Here is a 25,998-nt window from a genome sequence, read left to right as displayed (position 1 = left end):
CTGCAGCTCTTATTTTGAAGAAATGAGACAAGCAGGGGCATCCGGGCTGGTACCCGGACTATCAGCGTGATCCTAAGTGGCTTGTTTTGGTCGCTGCATTCGGACTTCTGCAAGTTTGCTCGGTATTGACGCCGATGGTGTTCCCCTAACCGAGGGTGACCAAGCATGCAAGAAAGCGTGATGCAGCGCATGTGGAACAGCGCCTACCTTTCAGGTGGAAACGCTGCCTATGTGGAAGAGCTTTATGAGCTCTACCTGCACGACCCTAACGCTGTGCCAGAAGAGTGGCGCACCTACTTTCAGAAGCTGCCTGCCGACGGCAGCTCTGCCACTGATGTTTCGCACTCCACAATTCGCGATCATTTCGTGCTGCTGGCAAAGAACCAGCGCCGCGCTCAACCGGTTTCCGCCGGGAGCGTGAGCAGTGAGCACGAGAAGAAGCAAGTTGAAGTGCTGCGATTGATCCAGGCCTACCGTATGCGTGGCCACCAGGCAGCCCAGCTTGACCCGCTGGGGCTGTGGCAGCGTCCTGCACCTGCAGACCTGTCGATCAATCATTACGGCTTGACCAATGCCGATCTTGATACGACCTTCCGTGCCGGCGACCTGTTCATCGGCAAAGAGGAAGCGAGCCTACGCGAAATTCACGAAGCGTTGCAGCAGACATATTGCCGCACCATCGGCGCTGAATTTACGCACATCACCGATTCCGAGCAGCGCCAGTGGTTCCAGCAGCGTCTGGAAAGCGTGCGCGGTCGTCCGACGTACTCCGCTGACATCAAGAGCCACCTGCTTGAGCGCGTGACGGCCGGTGAAGGCCTGGAAAAATACCTGGGCACCAAATACCCGGGCACCAAGCGTTTCGGTCTGGAAGGCGGCGAAAGCCTGATTCCGATGCTCGACGAACTGATCCAGCGTTCCGGTTCCTACGGCACCAAGGAAGTCGTCATCGGCATGGCCCACCGTGGCCGTCTGAACGTGCTGGTCAACACCTTCGGCAAGAACCCGCGCGAGCTGTTCGACGAGTTCGAAGGCAAGAAGAAGGTCGAGCTGGGTTCCGGTGACGTTAAATACCACCAGGGCTTCTCGTCCAACGTGATGACCGCCGGCGGTGAAGTTCACCTGGCCATGGCGTTCAACCCGTCCCACCTGGAAATCGTTTCCCCGGTGGTAGAAGGTTCGGTTCGCGCCCGTCAGGATCGTCGTAACGACCCGACCGGTGAGAAGGTTCTGCCGATCTCCATCCACGGTGACGCTGCATTCGCAGGTCAGGGCGTGGTCATGGAAACCTTCCAGATGTCGCAGACCCGCGGTTTCAAGACCGGCGGTACCGTGCACATCGTGATCAACAACCAGGTCGGTTTCACCATCAGCAACCCGCTGGACTCGCGTTCCACCGAGTACGCCACCGACGTTGCGAAGATGATCCAGGCGCCGATCCTCCATGTGAATGGTGATGATCCGGAAGCCGTGCTGTTCGTCACTCAGCTGGCCATCGACTATCGCATGCAGTTCAAGCGCGACGTGGTGATCGACCTGGTCTGCTACCGTCGTCGCGGCCACAACGAGGCCGACGAGCCAAGCGGCACCCAGCCGCTGATGTATCAGCAGATCACCAAGCAGCGCACCACCCGTGAGCTGTACGCTGATCGTCTGACTCAGGCCGGTGTGCTCGACGCAGAGCGTGTACAGGCGAAAGTCGACGAGTATCGCAACGCGCTGGACAACGGTCTGCACGTGGTGAAATCGCTGGTCAAAGAGCCGAACAAAGAGCTGTTCGTGGACTGGCGTCCGTACCTGGGCCACGCCTGGACTGCGCGTCACGACACGCGTTTCGACCTGAAGACCCTGCAGGAACTGTCCGCCAAGCTGCTGGAAATTCCGGAAGGCTTCGTGGTTCAGCGTCAGGTTGCGAAGATCTACGAAGACCGTCAGAAGATGCAAGCCGGCGGCCTGCCGATCAACTGGGGTTACGCCGAAACCATGGCGTACGCGACCCTGGCGTTCGAAGGTCACCCGATCCGCATGACCGGTCAGGACATCGGCCGCGGTACGTTCTCGCACCGTCACGCTGTGCTGCACAACCAGAAAGACGCCGGCACCTACATTCCGCTGAAGCACCTGTACGAAGGTCAGCCACGCTTTGACCTGTACGACTCGTTCCTGTCGGAAGAAGCGGTACTGGCCTTCGAATACGGCTACTCGACCACCACGCCAAACGCGCTGGTGATCTGGGAAGCCCAGTTCGGCGACTTCGCCAACGGTGCACAGGTTGTTATCGACCAGTTCATCACCAGCGGCGAACACAAGTGGGGCCGTCTCTGCGGTCTGACCATGCTGTTGCCGCACGGCTACGAAGGTCAGGGTCCTGAGCACAGCTCGGCACGTCTTGAGCGTTACCTGCAACTGTGCGCCGAGCACAACATTCAGGTGTGCATGCCGACCACCCCGGCGCAGATCTACCACTTGCTGCGCCGTCAGGTGATTCGCCCGCTGCGCAAGCCATTGGTCGTTCTGACTCCAAAGTCGTTGCTGCGCCACAAACTGGCCATCTCGACCCTGGAAGATCTGGCCGAAGGTTCGTTCCAGACCGTGATCCCGGAAATCGACACCCTGGACCCGAAAAAGGTCGAGCGTGTTGTTCTGTGTAGCGGCAAGGTCTACTACGACCTGCTGGAAAAACGTCGTGCCGAAGGCCGTGACGATATCGCCATCGTGCGTATCGAGCAGCTGTATCCATTCCCTGAGGACGACTTGAAAGAAGTCCTGGCGCCTTACACCAACGCCAAAGCGGCCGTCTGGTGTCAGGAAGAGCCAATGAACCAGGGCGCCTGGTACTGCAGCCAGCACCACCTGCGTCGCAGCATCGGTAACCTCAACAAATCTCTCGTACTCGAGTACGCGGGCCGTGAGGCTTCTGCTGCACCTGCATGTGGTTACGCATCGATGCACGCCGAGCAGCAGGAAAAACTGCTGCAAGACGCGTTTACCGTTTAACGCCTTCGCGCACCTGAAACCGAATTTAAGGAACCACAGATAATGGCTATCGAGATCAAAGCCCCCACTTTCCCGGAATCGGTTGCCGATGGCACCGTTGCCACCTGGCACAAACAACCGGGCGACGCCGTCAAGCGTGACGAACTGATCGTCGACATCGAAACCGACAAAGTCGTACTGGAAGTGCTGGCTACCGCCGACGGCGTGCTGGGCGCAATCGTCAAGGGCGAAGGCGACACCGTTCTGTCCGACGAAGTCCTGGGCTCCATCGTTGAAGGCGGCGCTGCTGCCGCTGCTCCAGCCGCCGCTGCTGCTCCGGCTGTTGCTGCCGCTGCCCCGGCTGCTGCCGAAGGCGAAGACGATCCTGTTGCTGCTCCGGCTGCGCGCAAGCTGGCTGAAGAAAACGGCATCAACATCGCTTCCGTTGCCGGCACCGGCAAAGGCGGTCGTGTGACCAAGGAAGACGTGGTGGCTGCTGTTGCCGCGAAGAAAGCCGCTCCGGCTGCCGCTCCTGCGAAAGCTGCTGCTCCGGCCGCTGCTGCCCCGGTATTCGCTGCCGGTGACCGCGTTGAAAAACGCGTGCCGATGACCCGTCTGCGTGCCAAGGTTGCCGAGCGTCTGGTTGAAGCCCAGTCGAACATGGCGATGCTGACCACGTTCAACGAAGTCGACATGACCGAAGTCATGGCCCTGCGTTCGAAGTACAAGGACCTGTTCGAGAAGTCCCACAACGGCGTACGCCTGGGCTTCATGTCGTTCTTCGTCAAGGCGGCCACCGAAGCGCTGAAACGCTTCCCGGCGGTCAACGCTTCGATCGACGGCGCGGACATCGTCTACCACGGCTACGCCGACATCGGTGTTGCCGTTTCCAGCGACCGTGGTCTGGTTGTTCCGGTTCTGCGTAACGCCGAGCTGATGAGCCTGGCTGAAATCGAAGGCGGCATCGCCACGTTCGGCAAAAAAGCCCGTGACGGCAAACTGTCGATGGAAGAGATGACCGGTGGTACCTTCACCATCACCAACGGTGGTACCTTCGGCTCGATGATGTCGACTCCGATCGTCAACCCGCCGCAGGCAGCGATTCTGGGCATGCACAACATCATCCAGCGTCCTATGGCCATCAACGGTCAGGTCGTGATTCGTCCGATGATGTACCTGGCACTGTCCTACGATCACCGTCTGATCGATGGCAAAGAAGCTGTAACCTTCCTGGTGACCATCAAGAACCTGCTGGAAGATCCGGCTCGTCTGTTGCTGGATATCTGATAGAAGCAGCCATGCGCTGTGGGTGGCGTACCGTCGGCAACGGCGGTACGGCCCGCAGCGCGCGGCTTGAAGCTTTTCGCTAAAGAGGATTTTTTGAATGTCGCAGAAATTTGACGTAGTAGTGATCGGTGCCGGCCCTGGCGGCTATGTAGCTGCCATCAAGGCCGCGCAGCTGGGTCTCACCACTGCCTGCATCGAGAAGTACACCGACGCTGAAGGCAAACAGGCCCTCGGCGGTACTTGCCTGAACGTCGGCTGCATTCCGTCCAAGGCGCTGCTGGACAGCTCCTGGAAGTACAAGGAAGCCAAAGAGAGCTTCAACGTTCACGGTATCTCGACCGGCGAAGTCAAAATGGACGTCGCTGCGATGGTTGGCCGCAAGGCTGGCATCGTCAAGAACCTGACTGGCGGCGTTGCCACCCTGTTCAAGGCTAACGGCGTGACTTCGATCCAGGGCCACGGCAAGCTGCTGGCTGGCAAGAAGGTCGAAGTCACCAAGCCGGACGGTTCGGTTGAAGTCATCGAAGCCGAAAACGTCATCCTGGCCCCAGGTTCGCGTCCGATCGACATTCCACCGGCTCCGGTCGATCAGAAAGTCATCGTCGATTCGACTGGCGCTCTGGAGTTCCAGGCCGTACCTAAGCGTCTGGGCGTGATCGGCGCTGGCGTGATCGGTCTGGAATTGGGTTCGGTGTGGTCGCGTCTGGGTGCAGAAGTGACTGTCCTGGAAGCCCTGGACACTTTCCTGATGGCAGCCGACACCGCTGTTTCCAAGGAAGCGCTGAAAACCCTGACCAAACAGGGTCTGGACATCAAGCTGGGCGCTCGCGTGACCGGTTCGAAAGTGAACGGCGACGAAGTCGTTGTTAACTACACCGATGCCAACGGCGAACAGACCATCACTTTCGACAAGCTGATCGTAGCCGTTGGTCGCCGTCCGGTGACCACTGATCTGCTGGCTGCCGACAGCGGCGTGACCCTGGACGAGCGCGGTTTTGTGCACGTTGACGATCACTGCGCCACCACCGTACCGGGCGTCTACGCCATCGGTGACGTGGTGCGCGGCATGATGCTGGCGCACAAGGCCTCGGAAGAGGGCATCATGGTTGTCGAGCGCATCAAGGGTCACAAAGCCCAGATGAACTATGACCTGATCCCATCGGTTATTTATACTCACCCGGAAATCGCGTGGGTTGGCAAAACCGAGCAGGCCTTGAAAGCCGAAGGCGTTGAAGTTAACGTCGGCACCTTCCCGTTCGCCGCTTCCGGCCGTGCCATGGCCGCCAACGATACCGGTGGTTTCGTCAAGGTCATCGCTGATGCCAAGACAGACCGCGTATTGGGCGTGCACGTGATTGGCCCGAGCGCTGCAGAACTGGTTCAGCAGGGCGCGATCGGTATGGAATTCGGCACCAGCGCTGAAGACCTGGGCATGATGGTTTTCTCCCATCCGACCCTGTCTGAAGCCTTGCACGAAGCTGCTCTGGCAGTGAATGGCGGCGCCATCCACATTGCCAACCGCAAGAAGCGTTAAGACACACAATAAGAAACCACGGCGGTAACGGCCCGTCGTGAGCCTTGCGAGCAAGTCTCACCGCGGAATGTCCGCTGGACGCAGTCTTGCGTAGCTGAATCGGGTAACCGGAAGGCTACGCAAGCAGCAGTCACAGGTGGCGCGGCACTCATCAAGAGCGCAGCGCCGAATGCGCAGTACCTAACGAAGACGGTAAAAAGCATGAATCTTCACGAGTATCAGGGTAAGCAGCTGTTCGCTGAATACGGCCTGCCAGTTTCCACTGGTTACGCAGTAGACACCCCGGAAGCAGCAGCAGAAGCTTGCGAAAAAATCGGCGGCAGCGAGTGGGTTGTCAAAGCCCAGGTCCACGCCGGTGGTCGCGGTAAAGCGGGCGGCGTCAAGCTGGTTCGCAACAAAGAAGACGCCAAGGCCTTCGCACAGCAGTGGCTGGGCAAGCGTCTGGTGACTTACCAGACTGACGCCAATGGTCAGCCAGTCACCAAGATCCTGGTTGAATCGTGCACTGATATCGCTAAAGAGCTGTACCTGGGCGCTGTCGTTGACCGTTCGAGCCGTCGCATCGTGTTCATGGCTTCCACCGAAGGTGGCGTGGACATCGAGAAAATCGCTCACGACACTCCAGAAAAAATTCTGAAAGCCACTATCGATCCACTGGTTGGCGCTCAGCCATTCCAGGGTCGCGAGCTGGCGTTCCAACTGGGTCTGGAAGGCAAGCAAGTTGCCCAGTTCGCCAAGATCTTCGTCGGTCTGGCCAAACTGTTCCAGGATCACGATCTGGCCCTGCTGGAAGTGAACCCGCTGGTGATCAAGGCTGACGGCGATCTGCACTGCCTGGACGCCAAGATCAACATCGACGCCAACGCCATGTACCGTCAGCCTAAGCTGAAGACTTTCCACGATCCGTCGCAAGACGATCCGCGCGAAGCGCACGCTGCCAAGTTCGAACTGAACTACGTAGCCCTGGAAGGCAACATCGGCTGCATGGTCAACGGTGCCGGCCTGGCCATGGGTACCATGGACATCGTCAACCTGCACGGCGGCAAGCCAGCCAACTTCCTCGACGTAGGTGGTGGTGCTACCAAAGAGCGCGTGACCGAAGCCTTCAAGATCATCCTGTCCGACACCAACGTCGCTGCAGTACTGGTCAACATCTTCGGTGGCATCGTTCGCTGCGACATGATTGCCGAAGGCATCATCGGCGCCGTGAAAGAAGTCGGCGTGAAAATCCCGGTTGTTGTTCGCCTTGAAGGCAACAACGCTGAGCTGGGCGCTAAAGTACTGGCAGAAAGCGGTTTGAACATCATCGCTGCTACCAGCCTGACCGACGCTGCTCAACAAGTTGTCAAAGCTGCGGAGGGCAAATAATGAGCGTCCTGATCAATAAAGACACCAAAGTTATCTGCCAGGGTATTACCGGTTCGCAAGGTAGTTTCCACACCCAGCAAGCCATCGAATACGGCACCAAGATGGTTGGTGGTGTAACTCCGGGCAAAGGCGGCACCGAGCACCTGGGTCTGCCAGTGTTCAACACCGTTAAAGACGCAGTTGCTGCCACTGGCGCTACCGCCAGCGTGATCTACGTTCCGGCTCCTTTCTGCAAGGACTCGATCCTGGAAGCAGCGTTCGGCGGCATCAAGCTGATCGTTTGCATCACCGAAGGCATTCCTACCCTGGACATGCTGGACGCTAAAGTTAAGTGCGACGAGCTGGGTGTTACCCTGATCGGCCCTAACTGCCCAGGCGTGATCACTCCAGGCGAATGCAAGATCGGCATCATGCCAGGTCACATTCACTTGCCAGGCAAGGTCGGTATCGTTTCGCGTTCCGGCACCCTGACCTACGAAGCTGTGAAGCAGACCACTGACGCCGGTTTCGGTCAGTCGACTTGCGTCGGCATCGGTGGTGACCCGATCCCGGGTTCGAACTTCATCGACATCCTGAAGCTGTTCCAGGAAGACCCGAAGACCGAAGCGATCGTGATGATCGGCGAGATCGGTGGTTCGGCTGAAGAAGAAGCGGCTGCCTACATCAAGGCACACGTGACCAAGCCGGTTGTTTCCTACATCGCGGGTGTGACTGCTCCTCCGGGCAAGCGCATGGGCCATGCTGGCGCAATCATCTCTGGCGGCAAAGGCACTGCAGACGAGAAATTCGCTGCGCTGCAAGACGCAGGCGTAAAAACCGTGCGTTCGCTGGCAGACATCGGCAAGGCCTTGGCCGAGCTGACCGGTTGGGCTGTCAAGTAAGCCTCGTGCTTGACTGACGCTTCACCAGACAAAGGCCACCTTCGGGTGGCCTTTGTTGTTTCTGAAGATCAAAAGATCGCAGCCTTCGGCAGCTCCTACAGATGATCCTGTGTAGGAGCTGCCGAAGGCTGCGATCTTTTGATCTTTGCGTTCTTTATGAAATTTAGATGCGTAAACGCGACACCGACACGTCGTGTATCGGATAGTTCGCCCTCAAACAGTGCGTTTGTCAGACAAATTCGTTAGGCTAGCAGCCATTTTTGCGTCTGCCGCCCACAAGGCATGCAACGCGCTAAACGGGTCAGCCCCATACGGACTGACAGCATTTCCCTGACCCAAAAGGGAAATCCCCCTCTAAATTCCGATTCAGTAGTGTGGTATTTCCTTAATGAAAGTTTTGAAAGGTCAGGACATCCTGGCACTGGGCTTTATGACATTTGCCCTGTTCGTCGGGGCCGGCAACATCATTTTCCCGCCTATCGTCGGCCTGCAGTCCGGACCTAACGTCTGGATGGCGGCGCTGGGCTTTTTGATCACGGCAGTCGGCCTGCCGGTGGTCACCGTTGTCGCTCTGGCCAAGGTCGGGGGGGCGATGGATGCGCTGAGCAGCCCGATTGGCAAGATCGCCGGTGGTGTCCTCGCCGCGGCGTGCTACCTGGCGGTCGGCCCGTTGTTCGCCACCCCGCGGACTGCGACCGTCTCCTTTGAAGTGGGTCTGGCGCCACTGACCGGCGAAAGTCCGCTGGCGCTGTTCCTCTACAGCTCGGTGTACTTCCTGCTGGTATTCTTCATCTCGCTGTATCCGGGCCGTCTGCTCGATACCGTGGGGCGTTTCCTCGCACCGCTGAAAATCATCGCCCTGGCGGTACTCGGCATCGCCGCGTTCGCCTTGCCGGCCGGTGATATTGGCCAGGCTACGCCTGAATACGTCGCGGCACCGTTCTCCCAGGGCTTCATCAATGGTTACCTGACCATGGATACCCTCGGCGCGCTGGTCTTCGGCATCGTCATCGTCAACGCGATCCGCTCCCGTGGCGTCGAGTCGCCTGCGCTGATCACCCGTTACGCAATCATTGCCGGCCTGATCGCCGGTGTCGGTCTGGCGCTGGTGTACATCAGCCTGTTCCGCCTCGGCTCCGGCAGCCACGAAGTCGCGGTCGGTGCCACTAACGGCGCGGCGGTGCTGCATGCTTACGTGCAACACACCTTCGGTTCGCTGGGCAGCGGTTTCCTCGCGGTGCTGATCTCGCTGGCGTGCCTGGTGACGGCGGTCGGTCTGACCTGTGCCTGCGCTGAATACTTCAGCCGCGTGCTGCCGCTGTCCTACAAGACCCTGGTGATCATCCTCGCCGCGTTCTCGCTGCTGGTGTCCAACCTGGGCCTGACCAAGCTGATCGCGTTCTCGATCCCGGTACTGACCGCAATCTACCCGCCGTGTATCGTTCTGGTGGCCCTGAGCTTCTGCAAGGACTTCTGGCATGAACACGGGCGGATCCTCGGCCCGGTCATGCTGGTGTCGTTCCTGTTCGGCACCATCGACGCGCTCAAGGGCGCCGGTCTGGCTGACTGGATGCCGTCGCAGCTGGCGCACCTGCCGCTGAGCGAGCAGGGTTTGGCCTGGCTGGTTCCATGCGTGATGACCCTGGTGGTCGCCGTGGTCTGCGATCGCCTGCTGGGCAAGCGCAGCGAAGCCGTTGCCTGACGTTGTCTGACCCGCCACAAGCGGGTCTTCAGCGCTTAAACAGAAATGCCCCGTATCAATCGATACGGGGCATTTTTTATGGGCGTCTGGCAGTGTCTTTTTTCGCGAGCTAACGTCGAAAGGTTGCCGAAGTCTTAATGTGGGAGCGAGCCTGCTCGCGAAAGCGTTGTGTCAGCCGCCATCAATGTTGTGCGATACGCCGCTTTCGCGAGCAGGCTCGCTCCCACAGGCAGCATCCATACTCCACAGGGAATTGCATGTCGTTTATCCAAGCCAACCTGATCCACCTGCTGGCCGCGCTCTGGTTTGTCATCTGCTGGGGCGGCTACACCCGTTATGCGTCGTGGAAGGCCCGCGACACTGCGTGCCTGGCCAGTGTGTTGCACCTGTACCGCGAAGACTGGATGCGCCGCATGCTCCTGCGTGACAACCGCATCGCCGACGCCAGCGTTATCGGCAATCTGGAGCGTAACGCCTCGTTCTTCGCCTCCAGCACCCTGATTATTCTTGCCGGTATTCTGACCGTGCTCGGTGCGTCCGAACGCGCCGTGTCGTTGCTGGCGGATATCCCGATGGTGCAGCAGGCATCGCAGGGCATGTCGGAGATCAAGTTGCTGTGCCTGGCGCTGGTGTTCGTCTATGCGTTTTTCACGTTCAGTTGGTGCATGCGTCAGTACAACTTTGCCGCGGTACTGGTCGGCTCAGCGCCAATGATTGGCGAGCGCCAAGTGTCCGAGCAGGAGCGCAAGGCGTTCGCACTGCGGGCGGCACGGGTGATTTCGATGGCGGCCAACCAGTTCAACTTCGGTCTGCGTTCCTACTACTTCGGCATGAGCATGCTGGCGTGGTTTGTCAGCCCGTGGTTGTTCATGTTGATGAGTGCCGGTGTGGTTCTAGTGTTGTACCGCCGCGAGTTTCACTCCGACGTGCTCGATGTGATGGTCTATACCCCTACAGAGGCGCCATTGCCCGAAACCAATAAAGAGGCCGCTTGATGAGTATTCCGTTCTGGTGTGTGTTTATCAGTGCATTGTTGATCTACATCGCGCGTATGCCGGTGGGTAAAGCCATGAAAGAGCAGGGCGGTTACAACAACCACCTGCCGCGCCAACAACAGGCGCAACTCACTGGTTATGGCGCGCGGGCGCTGGCGGCGCATCAGAACTGCATCGAAGCGTTCATCCTGTTCGCCGTGGGTGTGCTGATGGCGCACACCACGCAAACCCAAGGCTGGTTGATTGATGCTCTGGCAATCATCTTTGTGATCGCGCGGATTCTTTACGTGTGGTTGTATCTGGCGGATAAACCAGCCCTGCGCAGTCTGGTGTGGCTGGTCGGCCTGCTCTGCAGTTTGTTGCTGATGATTAGTCCGACTTTTAGAACCGTATTGCTCTAAGAAAGCCTCTAAGCCAAGACTGACCAAAAATCACAGGCAAAAGAAAACCCGCACTTGGCGGGTTTTCTTTTTCTGCATCAAGTCGCAATTATTGCTTCTTGGCAGCTTCTTCTTGAGCAGCTTGATTCGATTCAGCCTGAGCTTTGGCAGCTTCGGCGTTTTCTTTTGCTGCGTCGTTCACTTTATCCTGAGCTTTGTTCATGTCTTGCTGAGCTTGCTCAGCATGTTGGTTGGCATCTTGAGCTTTGTCCTCGGATTTTTTATCGCAGGCAGCGAGACCGAGGGAGGCGGTCAACATCAAGGCAATAGCTAAAGTCTTACGCATGGGGTGTTTCTCCTTATGGAAAATAACTACTGGCCTTAAGAGCGCAGCGCCAAAGGTTAAGTTCCTCATTTTGTTCAGATATATAAGTTTGTTTTTCAGTGGAACTTTTGCCGCATTGCTTACTACTGGCAAAAGGCTCTAACGAGAGTAATTATCAAATGGCTGAAAACCCCGTTTTTGAGCGCGCGACACGCTTTCTATCGGCCCTGCGCCATTGTCAGGTGCTCGGTTTGACGGTGCACAGCGCCAGCAGCGAAGGGCTGACGGTGAAGCTACCGTACAGCGCGCAAATCGTTGGCAATCCGCAAACCGGGGTCATCCACGGCGGCGCGATTACTTCGCTGATGGACACTGCATGCGGTATGTCCACATTGTGCGTGCTGCCGGAATTCGAAGTCTGCCCGACCCTGGACCTGCGCATCGACTACATGCACGCCGCCGAGCCGAACAAGGACGTCTACGGTTTCGCCGAGTGTTATCGGGTCACCACCGATGTGATCTTCGCTCGCGGTTTTGCCTATCAGGACGATCCGCAGCAACCCATAGCCCATGTTGTTGGCACGTTCATGCGCATGGGCAAGGGGCTGAAAGGCTCCCAGGGATTTGGTGGCAGGATCAAAGGAGAACTTCGATGAGCGATGACTGGAAGCAACAACTGCTGCTGGCTCACGCCCAGGGCGATTACGCGCCTTTGCTGCAGATGATTCCCTACGCCGGGCTGATCGGCGTCGAATGCTCGCGAGTCGGTGATGACCTGCTGTTCAAGCTGCCGGCGAACAAGGACAACATTGGTAACCCTTTATTGCCTGCGATCCATGGCGGGGTGATCGCCGGATTCATGGAGCTGGCAGCCGCGTTGCATTTGTTGATCTTCACCGGAGCGCCCGGGGTACCGAAGATCATCGATTTTTCCCTGGATTACCTGCGCGCCGGGCAGTTTCGCGACACTTGGGCCAAATGTCAGGTCTGCCGTCAGGGCCGGCGCGTGGCCAACGTCGCCATTGCGGCCTGGCAAAGTACCGAGAGCGAACCGATCGCCACCGCCCGTGCACACTTCAAAATCGATGAGCCCTTGAAATCCTGAACGCTGCCCCCAACTCAGTGAACAACCCGCCGCCGACCCTCCGGGTCGCGGCCACTGCCATCTGATTGGAGTTTGATGACCATGAGTGTGGAAACTCAAAAGGAAACCCTGGGCTTCCAGACCGAGGTAAAGCAGCTGCTGCACCTCATGATCCATTCGCTGTATTCCAACAAGGAAATCTTCCTTCGCGAATTGATCTCGAACGCCTCTGACGCTGTCGACAAGCTGCGCTTCGAAGCTCTGGCCAAGCCGGAATTGCTCGAAGGTGGCGCTGAACTGAAAATCCGTGTGAGCTTCGACAAGGACGCCAAGACCGTCACCCTCGAAGACAACGGTATCGGCATGAACCGTGACGATGTGATCACCCACCTGGGGACCATCGCCAAGTCGGGCACCGCCGATTTCATGAAGAATCTCTCGGGCGATCAGAAGAAAGATTCGCACCTGATCGGCCAATTCGGTGTCGGCTTCTACTCGGCGTTCATCGTTGCCGACCAGGTTGATGTGTATTCCCGTCGCGCCGGCACTCCTGCCAGCGAAGGCGTGCACTGGTCGTCGAAAGGCGAGGGCGAATTCGAAGTCGCCACCATCGACAAGCCAGAACGCGGCACCCGCATCGTCCTGCACCTGAAATCCGCTGAAGACGAATTCGCCGACGGCTGGCGTCTGCGCAACATCATCAAGAAATACTCCGACCACATCGCGCTGCCGATCGAGCTGCCGAAAGAAGTCACTGCCGCTGAAGGCGAAGAGAAGCCTGCCGTTGAATGGGAAACCGTCAACCGCGCCAGCGCCCTGTGGACCCGTCCGCGCACTGAAGTGAAGGACGAGGAATACCAGGAGTTCTACAAGCACATCGCTCACGACTTCGAAAACCCGCTGGCCTGGAGCCACAACAAGGTCGAAGGCAAGCTCGAGTACAGCTCGCTGCTGTACGTGCCGGCCCGTGCGCCGTTCGATCTGTACCAGCGTGAAGCGCCGAAAGGCCTGAAGCTGTACGTGCAGCGCGTGTTCGTGATGGATCAGGCCGAGTCGTTCCTGCCGCTGTACCTGCGCTTCATCAAGGGCGTGGTCGATTCCAACGACCTGTCGCTGAACGTGTCGCGGGAAATCCTGCAGAAAGACCCGATCATCGACTCGATGAAGTCGGCGCTGACCAAGCGCGTGCTGGACATGCTGGAAAAACTGGCGAAGAACGAGCCGGAGCAATACAAGGGCTTCTGGAAAAACTTCGGTCAGGTCATGAAAGAAGGCCCGGCAGAAGATTTCGCCAACAAGGAAAAAATTGCCGGTCTGCTGCGCTTCGCATCGACCACCGAAGGTGACGGCGAGCAGATCGTCGGTCTGGCTGACTACCTGGCGCGCGCCAAGGAAGGTCAGGACAAGATCTACTACCTCACCGGTGAAACCTACGCGCAGGTCAAGAACAGCCCGCACCTGGAAGTCTTCCGCAAGAAAGGCATCGAAGTGCTGCTGCTGACCGACCGTATCGACGAGTGGCTGATGAGCTACCTCAGCGAATTCGATGGCAAGACCTTTGTCGACGTGGCACGCGGTGACCTCGATCTGGGCAACCTGGACTCGGAAGAGGACAAGAAAGCCGCAGAAGAAGTCGCCAAGTCCAAAGAAGGTCTGGTCGAGCGTCTGAAAACCGCGCTGGGCGATTCCGTTGCTGAGGTTCGCGTCTCTCACCGTCTGACCGACTCGCCAGCCATTCTGGCTATTGGCGAACAGGACCTGGGCCTGCAAATGCGCCAGATCCTCGAAGCCAGCGGGCAGAAAGTGCCGGAGTCGAAGCCGATTTTCGAATTCAACCCGAGCCACCCGCTGATCGAGAAACTCGATGGCGAGCAGAACGAAGCGCGTTTTGGCGACCTGTCGCACATCCTCTTCGATCAGGCCGCTCTGGCGGCTGGCGAAAGCTTGAAAGACCCGGCCGCTTATGTGACCCGTCTGAACAAGCTGCTGGTTGAGCTGTCAGCCTAATCACGATGTAGAAAAACCCGCTTCGGCGGGTTTTTTCATTCTGGTGTTTAACTAATCAGGAGTCAGAAATGAGCCAAGTTACTGTTCGTTCCGTGGTCTATCAGTTGGATGGTCAGCCCTATGAAGGTCGTCTGGCGTTCGACGCCGAGCACAGGGGGGCGCGCCCGGGCCTGTTGATGGCGCCGAACTGGATGGGCGTCAGCGCCGGGGCGGAAGAAGTCGCCAAATCGGTCGCGGCCAAGGGGTACGTGGTGTTGATTGCTGACGTGTACGGGCAGGCAGTACGTCCGCAGAACGCTGACGAGGCCGGCGCGGCGATGATGCCGCTGAAGAACGATCGTGCACTGCTGCGCAAGCGTATGCAGGCGGCGTTCGAACAACTGCAGAAGCAGGGCGAGGCGGCGGTCGATACCTCGAAGCTGGCAGTGTTCGGTTTCTGCTTCGGCGGTTGCTGTGCGCTGGATCTGGCGCGTACCGGTGCACCGGTGAAGGCGGCGGTGTCGTTCCACGGCACGCTTGACTCGCCGAACCCGGCCGATGCGCAGAACATCAAGGGCTCGGTGCTGGTGCTGCACGGTGCTTCCGACCCGTTGGTGCCGAAAGAGCAATTGCCGGCGTTCGAAGATGAAATGAACGCGGCGAAGGTCGATTGGCAGTTGCTCAGCTATGGCGGTGCGGTGCACTCATTCACCGATCCGCATGCCAATGTGCCAGGCAAGATGATGTACGACGCGAAGACCGCCAAGCGTGCGTTCAAGTCGATGCATGATTTGCTGGAAGAAGTGTTCAAAGGCTGATTGTGCAGTCAGGCATTGACTCGGTCGGTGCCTGATCTGGCCTCATCGCTGGCAAGCCAGCTCCCACAGTGTTCGATTCGTTTGCTGGATATTTGTCCGGCGCTAAACCTGTGGGCGCTGGCTTGCCAGCGATGGCTGACTAACAGGCGACACAGAGCTAAGGCAATTCAATCCGCTCAACTTCCCCCGGTACCGTCGGCCAATCCCCGGCCGCCCACTTGCGCCGCGCCTCATCGATCGCCGCCGGATCGCTAGCGACGAAATTCCAGTTGATCCGCCGTGGCCCGTCCAGTGCTGCGCCGCCAAACACCACCGCGTGCACATCGCTCTCGGCAAACAGACTCATCGCTTCCCCGCCCGGCAACACCGCCAGCGCGTGGGGTTCGAGGGGCTCGCCATTCAATTGCGCATCGCCACTCAGCACATACACCGCGCGTTCTGCGTGCTCGGTCGGGATCAGCAGTGTGGTCGCGGTCTGCATCTTCACTTCGGCATACAGCGTAGGAGAAAGCACCGGCACCGGCGATTCCAGGCAAAAGCCTGACCCGGCAATCATCCGAATCTGCACGCCAAGGTTATCGCTGACCGGCAAGGTTGCGGCCGGGTGATGGCTGTAATGCCCAGGGCCTTGCTCATGATCCTTGGGCGAAGCCAGCCAGATCTGCAAGCCGTGCATGGTGAAGCTTTGCGCCCACAACGGCTCGGGCGTGCGCTCGACATGGGCAATCGCACTGCCGGCGGTCATCCAGCTGACATCGCCGGCGCTGACCACTTGATCGGAGCCAAGGCTGTCCTTGTGCTGGATCTGCCCTTCGAAGAGGTAGGTCAGGGTCGACAGACCAATGTGCGGATGCTGTCGGATGTTCATGCCTTTGCCCGTCGGATAAACCGTCTCGAGCATGTGGTCGAAAAATACAAATGGCCCGACGCTGCGGCATTTGGCTGACGGCAGCGGGCGCAGGATCGGCTGGCCTTCGACGTCTTCGGCGCGCGGGCGGATGATCAGTGGTTGCGTATCCATGGTGCATTCCAGGCTGAGCGGGTGATGCCAGAAGCATAACCCGCCGCTGGCAAGAGGGTGATTACTGGCTGTCGAAGCCTTGTGGAGCGTGGGTTTCGATGCTGACGTCGGTGGTGGTCATCAGTTTGTGGATCGGGCAGCGATCGGCGACGCGCAGCAGTTCTTCACGCTGGGCATCGGTGAGGACGCCCTTGAGGGTAAGCGTCACATGCAGGGCATATTTGCCTTTCTGCTCTTCGCTGTTGTCGCGTTTGACTTCGACACCCACGCCGGTCAGCGGGATGTCTTTTTTCTTCGCGTACATTTTCAGGGTCAGGGCTTTGCAGGCACCGAGCGCGGCGTCGAAGTAGTCGTGTGGCTCGGGTGCCGAGCCTTCGCCGCCGGCAGACTTCGGCACGTCGGCAAACAATTCGTGGTCATCGATCTGTACGGTGTGACGAAAACCTTCGGCGGAGACGGTATTGACGGTAACAGTCATGGCAACCTCACTGGCAGTAGGAAAAAGTCGTGCGATCAAAAAAGACCTTGCAGTTATAGAGCATTCCCACAGAGCCGCGTTCCACTTTCCTGCAGGATGAACCCTTGTTGTCGGCTCAAGGTCTAGGCTATGCCTACCTGTCGGAGATTACTTGTGTCCCTGTTTCGTTTGAGTCTTGCCTGCCTGCTGGCATGTGCCGGTACCGCCAGCGCCCGCGATTACACTTACAGCGATGCGCACCTGCACTATGTGGATTTTTTCCAGGAGACCGCCGGCATGGCGAAATTGCTCACGGCCATGCAGGACAATTCCATCGACCATGTGATGATTTCCGGCATTCCCGTGGCGAAGAAATGGCATGAAGACGAACCCAAACGTCCACGCTATTACGCCGGTGATGACGCCGACGCCTACTGGTACAGCGCCACCGACGTGATCGTTGCCGATGCCGTGCAGAAACTGACGCCGGAGCAGCGTCTGCACTTTCATCCATTCCTCTCGGGCTTCAACCCTAACGACAAGAACTCTGCCGCACACATCCAGCGCCTGCTCGATCTGTATCCGGGTCTGTGGCAGGGCATCGGCGAAGTGTTCACCCGCCATGATGACCTGACGGCACTGACCGCTGGCGATACCCCTCGGGCCAATAACGAAGCGATGAAGCGGATATATCACCTGGCCGCCGAAAACGATCTGCCGGTGATGCTGCATTCCAACATCACTTCCAAGCGTGAGAAAAATCCGCTGTACCTGAAGGAAGTTGAAGAACCGCTGCGAAATCACCCGCACACCCGGTTCATCTGGGCGCACGCCGGCACCAGTGCGGAGATCCATCGGCACCAGACGCAGTTGGAATTCCTTCTGCCCACCGTCAGCCGGATGTTGGAGGCTTACCCGAATCTATTCATCGATCTGTCGTGGAGCATGCTCACGCCGTATCTGCTGGATGAGCAGGGCAAGCCGCGTGCGCAATGGCTGGCATTGGTGGAGAAATACCCTGAGCGCTTTATGGTGGGTTCGGATGTTGTAGGCCGATTCAACAAGCTCGGTGAGGAAATGCGCAGTTTCACGCCGTTCCTTGATGCCTTGCCCGAAGACGTGGCGCGTAAAGTCGCCCGGGATAATTTCTTGGCGATATTGCCGCGAACAGCAGCAAAGTCCGGGAAATCCGCGCTGAATCGTTAATGCCGAGGGTTCGAAGTATCAAGGCCTTTTGATATCACCTTTTCGTCTTACGCAAATTTGCGCGGGGCCGATACCTTCTAGAGCAACCAGCTGCAGGGTTGATGCAGCGCTTTTGGAAGGAACCAGAGTAATGAGCATCCGTAGTCTCAATATTGCGCCGCGTGCCGGCCTGGGTTTTGGTGTGTTGGCCTTGATGGTGTTTGCCTTGGGGGCGTTCGCCCTGCTGCAAATGTCGAACATGCGCGCCCAGTCGGATGAGGTCGACAACAACTGGTTGCCGAGCGTGATGGCGGTTGGCGAGATGAGTCAGGACATGCTGCGCCTGCGTGCGCTGACCATGCGTCTGTTGCTCAATCGGGATCCGCAGGCGCTGGCGCAGAATGTCGCCAAGCTCAATGACCTGCGCGGTGTGTTGAGCGAAGCCCAGCAACGCTATGACGTGTTGATCGTGCTGCCCGAAGAGCGCAAATTGTTCGACCGCTTCAAGGTCGCCGAGCACCAGTATCTGGAGTTTCAGGCGCAGGTCATGCAGTTGTCCGCGCAGAATCGGGTGGAGGAGGCGGCGGCGATTCTCAACGGTGAGATGAGCCCGTTGGCCGACGACATGGCGGTCACTCTGAAAGAGTTGGTCGAGCTGAACAAGCACAACGCCAACCTTGCCACCGAAGCGGCGCGCCTGGTCTTCATCAATTCGCGGGTCTGGGTCGGCGTGATGATCGGCATCACTGCACTGATCACCATCGGTCTGGCGCTGTTGCTGACCCGCAGCATCGTGTTGCCTCTGACGCAGTCGCTGGGCGTGGCGGAAGTGGTGGCCGGTGGCGATCTGACGGGCGATATCAATATCTCCGGCAAGGACGAACCGGCGCGGCTGCTGCAGGCGCTGAAAAGCATGCAGCATAACCTGCGCGACACCATCCGGCAGATTTCCGAGTCGTCCAGTCAGTTGGCTTCGGCATCGGAGGAGCTGAGTTGTGTCACCGAAGACGCCACACGTGGGCTGCACCAGCAGAGCCTGGAGATTGAACAGGCCGCCACGGCGGTCAATCAGATGACGGCTGCCGTTGAGGAAGTGGCGAGCAATGCGGTGGCGACATCCGAGGCGTCACGCGAGTCTGATCGCATCGCCCAGCGTGGCCGCGAGCAGGTCCGGCAGACCGTGACGTCAATCGAATCCCTGGCTGATGATGTCACGTCGAATGCCACGCAGGTGGAGGATCTGGCGCAGAAGGTTCACGGCATCAGCAAGGTGCTGGATGTGATCCGCTCGATTGCCGAGCAGACCAACCTGCTCGCGCTAAACGCTGCGATCGAGGCCGCGCGGGCCGGCGATGCCGGTCGCGGCTTCGCGGTGGTGGCCGATGAAGTGCGGGCGTTGGCTCATCGCACGCAGCAATCGACCCAAGAAATCGAACAGATGATCGGCGGTATCCAGCAGGGCACCGATTCGGCGGTCAATTCGATGCAGCAGAGCAGCCTTCGCGCCAATTCAACGCTGGAACTGGCGAAGGCGGCGGGTGAGGCGCTGGAAGAAATTGCCTCGGCGTTCACCTTGATCAACGAGCGCAACCTGGTGATCGCCAGCGCCTCGGAGGAGCAGGCGGCAGTGGCGCGGGAGGTGGACCGCAATCTGATGAATATTCGCGATCTGGCGACGCAGACTTCTGCCGGGGCTAATCAGACCAGTGCGGCGAGCCAGGAGTTGTCGCGGCTGGCGGTGGATTTGAACAATATGGTGGCCAAATTTTCGGTCTGATCTGACCGCTGAAGATCGAGCTGAACTTTGTGGGAGCGAGCAGGCTCGCTCCCACAGGGGGATATGTGTCGTCGCGAAAACTGCAGGCATAAAAAAGCCCCGCATCTGCGGGGCTTTTTGTTGTAGCGGCGGATCAGCTGCCTTTAACGGTTTTGCCGTTGACCGTGCCGTCTTGGAGCATGATGTTGTACTCCTTGCCGTCGGTTTCAACCTGTTGCAGGCGGACCAGCAGGTAATCCCAATCCTTGGCGAACCACAGCACGGTAGTGCGCTTGCTTTGTGTCGGATCGCGCACGCGCTCGACCTTGATTGCATCGATCTTGCCGGCCTTGGTGTCGACTTTCTCGGCACCCAGTACACGGAAGTCATAGGTATCGACTTCACCGTCATCGACCACCTGGTAGCTCATGGTCTTCTTGCCGGAGGCGACGTCGTGCTGCAGCGCCAGTTGATAGGTCGACTTGTCGACCATGCCACGGTTCAGCGGGATCTTCACCGCGTCGCCACGGTCGGTGCCGGTGACCATCTTGCTGTTCCAGTCGAAGTCCAGATCAGCCTTTTTCGCTTTGCCCAGACCGCCACGTTCGAAGTGGTAGGACTGCGGCAGCAGGGTGTCCTTGTCCAGGGTCAGGGTGCTTTCTTCCGTCAGGCTGGCGATCATCATCGACGCCTTGAAGCTGAGTTTCCAGACGCCGTTGGCTTCCTTGGTCAGGCTGCGTTCGGCGGTGCCACTCATGGGCAACTGTTTCCAGTCGGCAGTGTAGCTGGCGGAGAACGGTTGAAGGTCTGCCGCCTGCGCGAAGGGCAGGGCGAGCAGAGCGCAAGCGAAGAGCAGGGCGCGACGCATAAAATCTCCTAGTGTCGAATCAAGTGGCCGCTGGCCGCGAGTAACTGGCCATCCAGTAAAGCACCTTGCTCACCGAGTGCCAGTCGGCCTTCGGCAAACCAGCGTACAGCCATCGGGTAGATCAGGTGTTCCTGGACATGCACTCGCTGCGCAAGTGTCTGCGGCGTGTCGTGCAACTCTACCGGTATTACTGCCTGTACGACCAGTGGCCCACCATCGAGTTCCTCGGTGACGAAGTGCACGGAGCAGCCGTGTTCCGCATCGCCGGCCTCGAGCGCCCGCTGATGAGTGTGTAACCCTTTGTATTTGGGCAGCAGCGACGGGTGGATATTGAGCAGACGACCCTGATAGTGGCGCACGAAATCAGCGCTGAGAATGCGCATGAAGCCGGCCAGCACCACGAGTTTCGGTTTGAATTCGTCGATCAGTTCGATCAGGGCCGCATCGAAGGCCTCGCGACCTTCGAAGGCCTTGTGATCCAGCGAGCGGGTGGCGATACCCGCGTCACTGGCGCGTTGCAGGCCGTAGGCGTCGGCGCGGTTGGAAATCACCGCGGCGATGCGGACCGGGCTGTCGCCGGTCCGCGTGCTGTCGATCAGAGCCTGCAAGTTACTGCCGGTGCCGGACAACAGCACCACGACATCACAGGTCTGGGACATCAGTGAGCCTTGAGGTTTTTCAGCTCGACTTGAGCGGCGCCTTCGGCAGCGGCAGCGATCTGGCCGATGACCCAAGGTTGCTCGCCGGCATCACGCAGGGTGTTCAGGGTCACTTCAACGTGCTCCTGAGCCACGCAGATGACCATGCCAACGCCGCAGTTCAGTACGCGGTGCATCTCGGTCTCGTCAACGTTGCCTTTCTCTTGCAGCCAGTCGAAGACCGCCGGGCGAGTCCAGCTGGCCACGTCAACCACGGCCTGAGCGCCTTTTGGCAGAACGCGCGGGATGTTGTCCAGCAGGCCGCCACCGGTGATGTGGGCCATGGCTTTGACCGCGCCGGTGTCTTTGATCAGCTTGAGCAGCGGCTTCACGTAGATGCGGGTCGGGGCCATCAGCAGGTCGGTCAGCGGTTTGCCGTCGAGCTGAACGGTTTCGATGTCGGCGCCGGACACTTCGATGATCTTGCGGATCAGCGAGTAGCCGTTGGAGTGCGGGCCGGACGATGGCAGGGCGATCAGCGCGTCACCGGTGGCGACTTTCGAGCCGTCGATGATGTCGGCTTTTTCCACGACGCCGACGCAGAAGCCGGCCAGGTCGTAGTCTTCGCCTTCGTACATGCCAGGCATTTCAGCGGTTTCGCCGCCAACCAGAGAGCAGCCAGCCAGTTCGCAGCCTGCACCGATACCGGTGACCACGGTGGCAGCTACGTCGACGTTCAGCTTGCCGGTGGCGTAGTAGTCGAGGAAGAACAGTGGTTCTGCGCCGCACACCACCAGATCGTTGACGCACATGGCGACCAGGTCCTGGCCGATGCTGTCGTGCTTGTTCAGGTTCAGCGCCAGGCGCAGCTTGGTGCCGACGCCATCAGTACCGGATACCAGCACCGGCTGTTTGTAACCGGCCGGGATCTCGCAGAGGGCGCCGAAACCGCCCAGGCCGCCCATGACTTCCGGGCGCGCAGTGCGCTTGGCGACGCTCTTGATGCGTTCGACCAATGCTTCACCGGCGTCGATGTCTACACCGGCGTCCTTGTAGCTCAGGGAGGGTTGCTTGCTCATGATCCAGGCCTTTAGGGGAGGGGATTCAGGGGTAACGACCGAGTTCAGCGGGAACATCGAAATCGAGAGGGCGATGGCCTCACGCGAATTTCGGGGTGCCCGGCTGTTGCCGGTCTGCGAAGGCGCGCGATTTTATCAGGCTTGAGGGGCAGCGGCCATCCTCGCGCCGACGGGCAGGGGCATAATCAGCGGAAATTTTTTGCAATTGTGCCGGGTGGCTGCCTGTATAAGGTGTACCGATTAACCGTCTATCGTTATCCCTGTGCAAAAACTTACCGCCGCCGTGTGAATGTTTTGCGATGGCAGATTGTCACAGCCTTGCTTAACCGGTTCACGCGGCCTGTTCCAGCCGCTCCTGTCGACGGGAATTTTCCATGCGTTTTTGTAAATTGTTGGTTGTGGGTTGTTTGTCCGTGGTCAGCCTGGCGAGTCATGCCGAAAACCTCAAAGGTCTCTATCAAGTGCGTCAGCCGGTCAGCAGCCAGGCGCCGGAAGAGCGCGATCGCGCCACGCAGGCGGCGCTCGATACGCTGGTGTTGCGCCTGACCGGTGACCCGAAGGCGGTGCAAAATCCAGGGTTGGCAACGATTCGCAAAGACCCGCAGCAGATCATCAGTCAGTTCGGTTTTGATGCCGGGCCACCGGAAGTGCTGAAAGTCGATTTCGACCCGGCCACCACTGAGCAGGCGCTGCGTCGTGCGGGATTGTCGTTGTGGGGCGCGAGCCGGCCGTCGATCCTGAGTTGGTGGCTGAACGATTCGACTGAAGGCTCGAGCCTGGTCGGTGACGGTCAGACAGCGGCGGCACCCCTGCGTGCAGCGGCTCAGCATCGTGGTTTGCCCTTGCGTTTGCCGCTGGCGGATCTGAGTGAGCAACTGGTGGCCACCGCGCCGGTGCTGGATGGCACCGATCCCGCACCATTGCGCGGCGCTTCGGAGCGTTACGGCGCAGATGCCTTGCTGGCGGTGCATGCGCACGAAGAGGGCGGGCAGTGGCAGGCCAAGTGGCATCTGTGGCTGGGCGATCAGAAAGAGGCCGGCAGTGTGCAGGGCGCCGATCAGGCTGGCGTGGCCGATGCGGTGATGCTGGCGGTAGCGGAGCGTCTGGCGCCGCGCTTTGTCGCCAAGCCTGGTGCTTCGGGCCAACAGACCCTGGAAGTGCAGGGCATGAATCTTGAGCATTACGCCACACTGCTGCGGTTACTCGAACCGTTCGGTGTGCGTCTGCAAAGTGTCGAGGGTGATCGCATCGTGTATCGGGTCAACGGCAGTGCCGATCAGTTGCGCGCGCAGTTGTCGCTGGCGAAGTTGCAGGAGTTGCCGGCCGAAGCACCGACGCCAGTGCCAATGCCAGTGCCAGCGCCGCAGCCAGCCGTCGCAGGTGCGACGCCTGTTGCGGCACCGACGCCTGCACCGGTAGCACCTTCGTTGCGGTTTCGCTGGTAAGTCTTTCCTTATATAGAAGCAGGAGTGATACATGGCCGATACGCGGCGTTGGTTCTGGCTCGGTGGGGTAGTCCTGCTTTGCGCGTTTGTGTGGTTGCTGCATCCGATCCTCACGCCGTTTCTGGTGGCGCTGCTGCTGGCGTACCTGTTCGATCCGCTGGTGGATCGGTTGGAGAAACTCGGTTTGTCGCGAACCTGGGGTGTTATCGCGGTGTTCGCCTTGTTCACTCTGATCGTCACCACGTTGCTGTTGGTGCTGGTGCCGATGCTTGCCAAGCAGTTGGTGCGTTTGTATGAGTTGGCGCCGCAAATGCTTGACTGGCTGCAGCACACGGCGCTGCCGTGGGCGCAATCGAAGCTGGGGCTGTCGGACGGTTTCTGGAAGTTCGACAAGGTCAAGGCTGCAATCAGTGAACACATGGGGCAAACCACTGACATCGTCGGTGTGGTGCTGAGTCAGGCCACGGCTTCAAGCCTGGCGCTGATCGGCTGGCTGGCGAATCTGGTGTTGATTCCGGTGGTGAGTTTCTACCTGCTACGCGACTGGGACGTGATGATGGCCAAGATCCGCAGCCTGCTGCCCCGTGACCGTGAAGAAACCATCGTCTCGCTCGCGGGTGAGTGCCATGAGGTGCTCGGCGCGTTCGTGCGCGGGCAATTGCTGGTGATGCTGGCGCTGGGCGTGATCTACGCAGCGGGTCTGATGATCGTTGGGCTGGAACTGGGGCTGTTGATCGGCCTGATCGCTGGTCTGGCGGCCATCGTGCCGTACATGGGCTTCGTGATCGGGATTGGCGCGGCACTGATTGCCGGTTTGTTCCAGTTCGGTGGTGATCTGTATCCGATGATCGGAATCGTGGCGGTGTTCATGGTCGGGCAGGCGCTCGAAGGCATGGTGCTGACGCCTTTGCTGGTGGGTGACCGGATCGGTCTGCATCCGGTGGCGGTGATTTTCGCGATTCTGGCCGGCGGCGAGCTGTTCGGCTTTACCGGTGTGCTGCTGGCATTGCCGGTGGCGGCGGTGATCATGGTGCTGGTGCGTCACGTGCACGATTTGTACAAGGACTCGGATATTTACAGCGGGACCGATGAGCCCGAGCTGTGATCCGATCACGGGCGGTCCGGCATTGTGCCGGGTTGGCCCGTGTTTTGCGGTGGATTGTTTCGCTAACGCGTCAGAGAAACTGTCATAAAACCAGCGTGTTAACGCAAACCTTTGATTTTGCTTGGGGTCTGTCGCATTGTGCGCTCAGCTTCACGGGTATAAACTTCGCAAACTTTACACAGAGGCCACTAACGGTTCCTTGAGAACTGTTCAGTCAGCATGAAACCGATTCAGCTGCCCCTAGGTGTGCGTCTGCGTGACGACGCCACCTTCATCAACTACTACCCAGGCGCCAATGCCGCTGCACTCGGCTATGTCGAGCGCCTATGCGAAGCCGACGCCGGTTGGACCGAAAGCCTGATCTACCTGTGGGGCAAGCACGGGGTAGGGCGTACGCATCTGTTGCAGGCGGCTTGCCTGCGCTTTGAGCAGATGGGTGAGCCGGCGGTGTACCTGCCGCTGGCCGAATTGATGGATCGCGGTATCGAAATCCTCGACAACCTTGAGCAGTACGAACTGGTCTGCCTGGATGACTTGCAGGTGATTGCCGGCAAGCCGGACTGGGAAGAGGCGATGTTTCATCTGTTCAACCGCTTGCGTGACAGCGGTCGGCGTTTGCTGATTGCCGCTTCAACCTCGCCACGCGAGCTGCCGGTGAAACTGGCTGACCTCAAATCGCGCCTGACGCTGGCGCTGATCTTCCAGATGCGCCCGCTTTCCGATGAAGACAAATTGCGTGCCCTGCAATTGCGTGCTTCGCGTCGCGGCCTGCACCTGACCGATGAAGTCGGACACTTTATTCTGACCCGCGGCACCCGCAGCATGAGTGCACTGTTCGACCTGCTCGAACAGCTGGATCAGGCCTCGTTGCAGGCGCAACGCAAGCTGACAATTCCGTTCCTGAAGGAAACCCTCGGCTGGTAGTGCAGCCCTTTAAATCCGCAGGTTTCAGGCGGTTTCGACATATTTCAGGCGCCAGAAATCCCGCATTTCCACACGGTGTGCAGACTGCGTATCGAGTTAAATGGGCTTAAGCGCTTAGATGTAAACGAGAAACCGGGAAGTCACAAAAAGATCGATTGAATTTGCAAATGAGGCCGATAGCGGG

23 protein-coding genes are annotated in these 25,998 nt (G+C 59.1%); 17 read left to right on the top strand and 6 right to left on the bottom strand.

All coding sequences use genetic code 11. From position 1 onward, the window contains the following. The first annotated feature begins 165 nt into the window (after positions 1–165). From KVQ82_RS21430 to KVQ82_RS21395, 8 genes are all read left to right on the top strand, one after another. On the top strand, positions 166–2,997 hold the full coding sequence (locus tag KVQ82_RS21430; protein WP_222015753.1) for a 2-oxoglutarate dehydrogenase E1 component: 2,832 nt from the start codon (positions 166–168) through the stop codon (positions 2,995–2,997). 42 nt (positions 2,998–3,039) lie between these two features. Then, entirely contained in the window at positions 3,040–4,263 is a 1,224-nt protein-coding gene (odhB, locus tag KVQ82_RS21425; RefSeq protein WP_222015733.1) for a 2-oxoglutarate dehydrogenase complex dihydrolipoyllysine-residue succinyltransferase, read from the top strand. 97 nt (positions 4,264–4,360) lie between these two features. Next, positions 4,361–5,797: a dihydrolipoyl dehydrogenase gene (gene lpdA, locus KVQ82_RS21420; protein WP_041074385.1), complete on the top strand. Its 1,437-nt coding sequence runs from the start codon at positions 4,361–4,363 to the stop codon at positions 5,795–5,797. A gap of 201 nt (positions 5,798–5,998) precedes the next feature. Beyond that, positions 5,999–7,165 (top strand): ADP-forming succinate--CoA ligase subunit beta, encoded by a 1,167-nt coding sequence (sucC, locus tag KVQ82_RS21415; protein WP_222015723.1) that lies wholly within the window; start codon positions 5,999–6,001, stop codon positions 7,163–7,165. After that, a complete protein-coding gene (gene sucD / locus KVQ82_RS21410) occupies positions 7,165–8,046 on the top strand; it encodes a succinate--CoA ligase subunit alpha (protein WP_003223019.1) in 882 nt (293 codons plus the stop codon). The genes sucC and sucD overlap by 1 nt, the downstream gene beginning before the upstream one ends. Positions 8,047–8,434: 388 nt before the next feature. Continuing rightward, complete coding sequence (brnQ, locus tag KVQ82_RS21405) at positions 8,435–9,748, top strand: branched-chain amino acid transport system II carrier protein (protein WP_047292845.1); 1,314 nt, start codon at positions 8,435–8,437, stop codon at positions 9,746–9,748. A 257-nt stretch (positions 9,749–10,005) separates the two neighbouring features. Continuing rightward, entirely contained in the window at positions 10,006–10,743 is a 738-nt protein-coding gene (locus KVQ82_RS21400) for a DUF599 domain-containing protein (RefSeq protein WP_003223022.1), read from the top strand. Further along, positions 10,743–11,144 (top strand): MAPEG family protein, encoded by a 402-nt coding sequence (locus KVQ82_RS21395; protein WP_041074377.1) that lies wholly within the window; start codon positions 10,743–10,745, stop codon positions 11,142–11,144. The genes KVQ82_RS21400 and KVQ82_RS21395 overlap by 1 nt, the downstream gene beginning before the upstream one ends. 88 nt (positions 11,145–11,232) lie before the next feature. Here KVQ82_RS21395 and KVQ82_RS21390 read toward each other — a convergent pair whose 3' ends face one another. Continuing rightward, on the bottom strand, positions 11,233–11,469 hold the full coding sequence (locus tag KVQ82_RS21390; protein WP_007962865.1) for a hypothetical protein: 237 nt from the start codon (positions 11,467–11,469) through the stop codon (positions 11,233–11,235). Positions 11,470–11,627: 158 nt separating this feature from the next. Between KVQ82_RS21390 and KVQ82_RS21385 the strand changes: the two genes are divergently transcribed. From KVQ82_RS21385 to KVQ82_RS21370, 4 genes are all read left to right on the top strand, one after another. After that, complete coding sequence (locus tag KVQ82_RS21385; protein WP_222015721.1) at positions 11,628–12,104, top strand: PaaI family thioesterase; 477 nt, start codon at positions 11,628–11,630, stop codon at positions 12,102–12,104. Then, positions 12,101–12,553: a PaaI family thioesterase gene (locus KVQ82_RS21380; RefSeq protein ID WP_108182076.1), complete on the top strand. Its 453-nt coding sequence runs from the start codon at positions 12,101–12,103 to the stop codon at positions 12,551–12,553. The genes KVQ82_RS21385 and KVQ82_RS21380 overlap by 4 nt, the downstream gene beginning before the upstream one ends. An 81-nt stretch (positions 12,554–12,634) precedes the next feature. Next, positions 12,635–14,539 (top strand): molecular chaperone HtpG, encoded by a 1,905-nt coding sequence (htpG, locus tag KVQ82_RS21375; RefSeq protein ID WP_222015718.1) that lies wholly within the window; start codon positions 12,635–12,637, stop codon positions 14,537–14,539. Positions 14,540–14,607: 68 nt separating this feature from the next. Beyond that, entirely contained in the window at positions 14,608–15,336 is a 729-nt protein-coding gene (locus KVQ82_RS21370) for a dienelactone hydrolase family protein (RefSeq protein WP_222015717.1), read from the top strand. 157 nt (positions 15,337–15,493) lie between these two features. Here KVQ82_RS21370 and KVQ82_RS21365 read toward each other — a convergent pair whose 3' ends face one another. Together KVQ82_RS21365 and KVQ82_RS21360 are read right to left on the bottom strand one after the other, a co-directional pair. Next, positions 15,494–16,357 carry a pirin family protein gene (locus tag KVQ82_RS21365; protein ID WP_222015715.1) on the bottom strand — a complete coding sequence of 288 codons (864 nt, stop codon included), beginning with the start codon at positions 16,355–16,357 and terminating at the stop codon, positions 15,494–15,496. A gap of 61 nt (positions 16,358–16,418) precedes the next feature. Then, the gene (locus tag KVQ82_RS21360) at positions 16,419–16,835 is read right to left on the bottom strand and encodes an OsmC family protein (protein ID WP_027614046.1); all 417 of its coding nucleotides are present in this window, start codon (positions 16,833–16,835) and stop codon (positions 16,419–16,421) included. A gap of 153 nt (positions 16,836–16,988) precedes the next feature. On the opposite strand from KVQ82_RS21360, the gene KVQ82_RS21355 reads away from it, so the two are divergent. After that, positions 16,989–18,020, top strand: a complete 1,032-nt coding sequence (locus KVQ82_RS21355; protein WP_222015713.1) for an amidohydrolase family protein — start codon at positions 16,989–16,991, stop codon at positions 18,018–18,020. 130 nt (positions 18,021–18,150) lie between these two features. After that, entirely contained in the window at positions 18,151–19,776 is a 1,626-nt protein-coding gene (locus KVQ82_RS21350) for a methyl-accepting chemotaxis protein (RefSeq protein WP_108182080.1), read from the top strand. A 133-nt stretch (positions 19,777–19,909) separates the two neighbouring features. On the opposite strand, the gene KVQ82_RS21345 is transcribed toward KVQ82_RS21350, so the two are convergent. Genes KVQ82_RS21345 through purM form a run of 3 tightly spaced genes read right to left on the bottom strand, consistent with a single transcriptional unit; the run spans position 19,910 to position 22,340 of the window. Beyond that, positions 19,910–20,623, bottom strand: a complete 714-nt coding sequence (locus KVQ82_RS21345) for a DUF3108 domain-containing protein (RefSeq protein ID WP_041074363.1) — start codon at positions 20,621–20,623, stop codon at positions 19,910–19,912. A gap of 8 nt (positions 20,624–20,631) precedes the next feature. Beyond that, the gene (gene purN / locus KVQ82_RS21340) at positions 20,632–21,282 is read right to left on the bottom strand and encodes a phosphoribosylglycinamide formyltransferase (RefSeq protein WP_041074361.1); all 651 of its coding nucleotides are present in this window, start codon (positions 21,280–21,282) and stop codon (positions 20,632–20,634) included. After that, positions 21,282–22,340, bottom strand: coding sequence for a phosphoribosylformylglycinamidine cyclo-ligase (purM, locus tag KVQ82_RS21335; RefSeq protein ID WP_041074359.1), 1,059 nt, complete (start codon positions 22,338–22,340; stop codon positions 21,282–21,284). The genes purN and purM overlap by 1 nt, the downstream gene beginning before the upstream one ends. A gap of 374 nt (positions 22,341–22,714) precedes the next feature. On the opposite strand from purM, the gene KVQ82_RS21330 reads away from it, so the two are divergent. The 3 genes from KVQ82_RS21330 to hda all read left to right on the top strand — a co-directional run bounded on the left by KVQ82_RS21330 (position 22,715) and on the right by hda (position 25,814). Then, the gene (locus KVQ82_RS21330) at positions 22,715–23,785 is read left to right on the top strand and encodes a DUF2066 domain-containing protein (RefSeq protein WP_222015711.1); all 1,071 of its coding nucleotides are present in this window, start codon (positions 22,715–22,717) and stop codon (positions 23,783–23,785) included. A 31-nt stretch (positions 23,786–23,816) separates the two neighbouring features. Beyond that, on the top strand, positions 23,817–24,890 hold the full coding sequence (locus KVQ82_RS21325) for an AI-2E family transporter (RefSeq protein WP_222015709.1): 1,074 nt from the start codon (positions 23,817–23,819) through the stop codon (positions 24,888–24,890). A 219-nt stretch (positions 24,891–25,109) separates the two neighbouring features. Then, complete coding sequence (hda, locus tag KVQ82_RS21320; protein WP_025111852.1) at positions 25,110–25,814, top strand: DnaA regulatory inactivator Hda; 705 nt, start codon at positions 25,110–25,112, stop codon at positions 25,812–25,814. The last annotated feature ends 184 nt before the right edge of the window (positions 25,815–25,998 follow it).

Origin of the sequence: Pseudomonas sp. AO-1 (assembly GCF_019775695.1) — a bacterium.
GTDB classification, from domain to species: domain Bacteria; phylum Pseudomonadota; class Gammaproteobacteria; order Pseudomonadales; family Pseudomonadaceae; genus Aquipseudomonas; species Aquipseudomonas parakoreensis.
Note: the sequence above shows the minus strand (reverse complement) of the source record. Positions and strands in the feature narration are given on the sequence as shown.

Bases quoted from the DNA above. Each gene is read 5' to 3' on its own strand.
- KVQ82_RS21325 (WP_222015709.1), top strand. From the start codon at position 23,817: ATGGCCGATACGCGGCGTTGGTTCTGGCTCGGTGGGGTAGTCCTGCTT.
- purN (WP_041074361.1), bottom strand. From the start codon at position 21,282: ATGTCCCAGACCTGTGATGTCGTGGTGCTGTTGTCCGGCACCGGCAGT.
- KVQ82_RS21330 (WP_222015711.1), top strand. From the start codon at position 22,715: ATGCGTTTTTGTAAATTGTTGGTTGTGGGTTGTTTGTCCGTGGTCAGC.
- hda (WP_025111852.1), top strand. From the start codon at position 25,110: ATGAAACCGATTCAGCTGCCCCTAGGTGTGCGTCTGCGTGACGACGCC.
- KVQ82_RS21360 (WP_027614046.1), bottom strand. From the start codon at position 16,835: ATGACTGTTACCGTCAATACCGTCTCCGCCGAAGGTTTTCGTCACACC.
- KVQ82_RS21400 (WP_003223022.1), top strand. From the start codon at position 10,006: ATGTCGTTTATCCAAGCCAACCTGATCCACCTGCTGGCCGCGCTCTGG.
- KVQ82_RS21380 (WP_108182076.1), top strand. From the start codon at position 12,101: ATGAGCGATGACTGGAAGCAACAACTGCTGCTGGCTCACGCCCAGGGC.
- KVQ82_RS21350 (WP_108182080.1), top strand. From the start codon at position 18,151: ATGAGCATCCGTAGTCTCAATATTGCGCCGCGTGCCGGCCTGGGTTTT.
- sucC (WP_222015723.1), top strand. From the start codon at position 5,999: ATGAATCTTCACGAGTATCAGGGTAAGCAGCTGTTCGCTGAATACGGC.
- odhB (WP_222015733.1), top strand. From the start codon at position 3,040: ATGGCTATCGAGATCAAAGCCCCCACTTTCCCGGAATCGGTTGCCGAT.
- htpG (WP_222015718.1), top strand. From the start codon at position 12,635: ATGAGTGTGGAAACTCAAAAGGAAACCCTGGGCTTCCAGACCGAGGTA.
- KVQ82_RS21365 (WP_222015715.1), bottom strand. From the start codon at position 16,357: ATGGATACGCAACCACTGATCATCCGCCCGCGCGCCGAAGACGTCGAA.
- purM (WP_041074359.1), bottom strand. From the start codon at position 22,340: ATGAGCAAGCAACCCTCCCTGAGCTACAAGGACGCCGGTGTAGACATC.
- KVQ82_RS21370 (WP_222015717.1), top strand. From the start codon at position 14,608: ATGAGCCAAGTTACTGTTCGTTCCGTGGTCTATCAGTTGGATGGTCAG.
- KVQ82_RS21345 (WP_041074363.1), bottom strand. From the start codon at position 20,623: ATGCGTCGCGCCCTGCTCTTCGCTTGCGCTCTGCTCGCCCTGCCCTTC.
- lpdA (WP_041074385.1), top strand. From the start codon at position 4,361: ATGTCGCAGAAATTTGACGTAGTAGTGATCGGTGCCGGCCCTGGCGGC.
- KVQ82_RS21430 (WP_222015753.1), top strand. From the start codon at position 166: ATGCAAGAAAGCGTGATGCAGCGCATGTGGAACAGCGCCTACCTTTCA.
- KVQ82_RS21390 (WP_007962865.1), bottom strand. From the start codon at position 11,469: ATGCGTAAGACTTTAGCTATTGCCTTGATGTTGACCGCCTCCCTCGGT.
- KVQ82_RS21395 (WP_041074377.1), top strand. From the start codon at position 10,743: ATGAGTATTCCGTTCTGGTGTGTGTTTATCAGTGCATTGTTGATCTAC.
- KVQ82_RS21385 (WP_222015721.1), top strand. From the start codon at position 11,628: ATGGCTGAAAACCCCGTTTTTGAGCGCGCGACACGCTTTCTATCGGCC.
- sucD (WP_003223019.1), top strand. From the start codon at position 7,165: ATGAGCGTCCTGATCAATAAAGACACCAAAGTTATCTGCCAGGGTATT.
- brnQ (WP_047292845.1), top strand. From the start codon at position 8,435: ATGAAAGTTTTGAAAGGTCAGGACATCCTGGCACTGGGCTTTATGACA.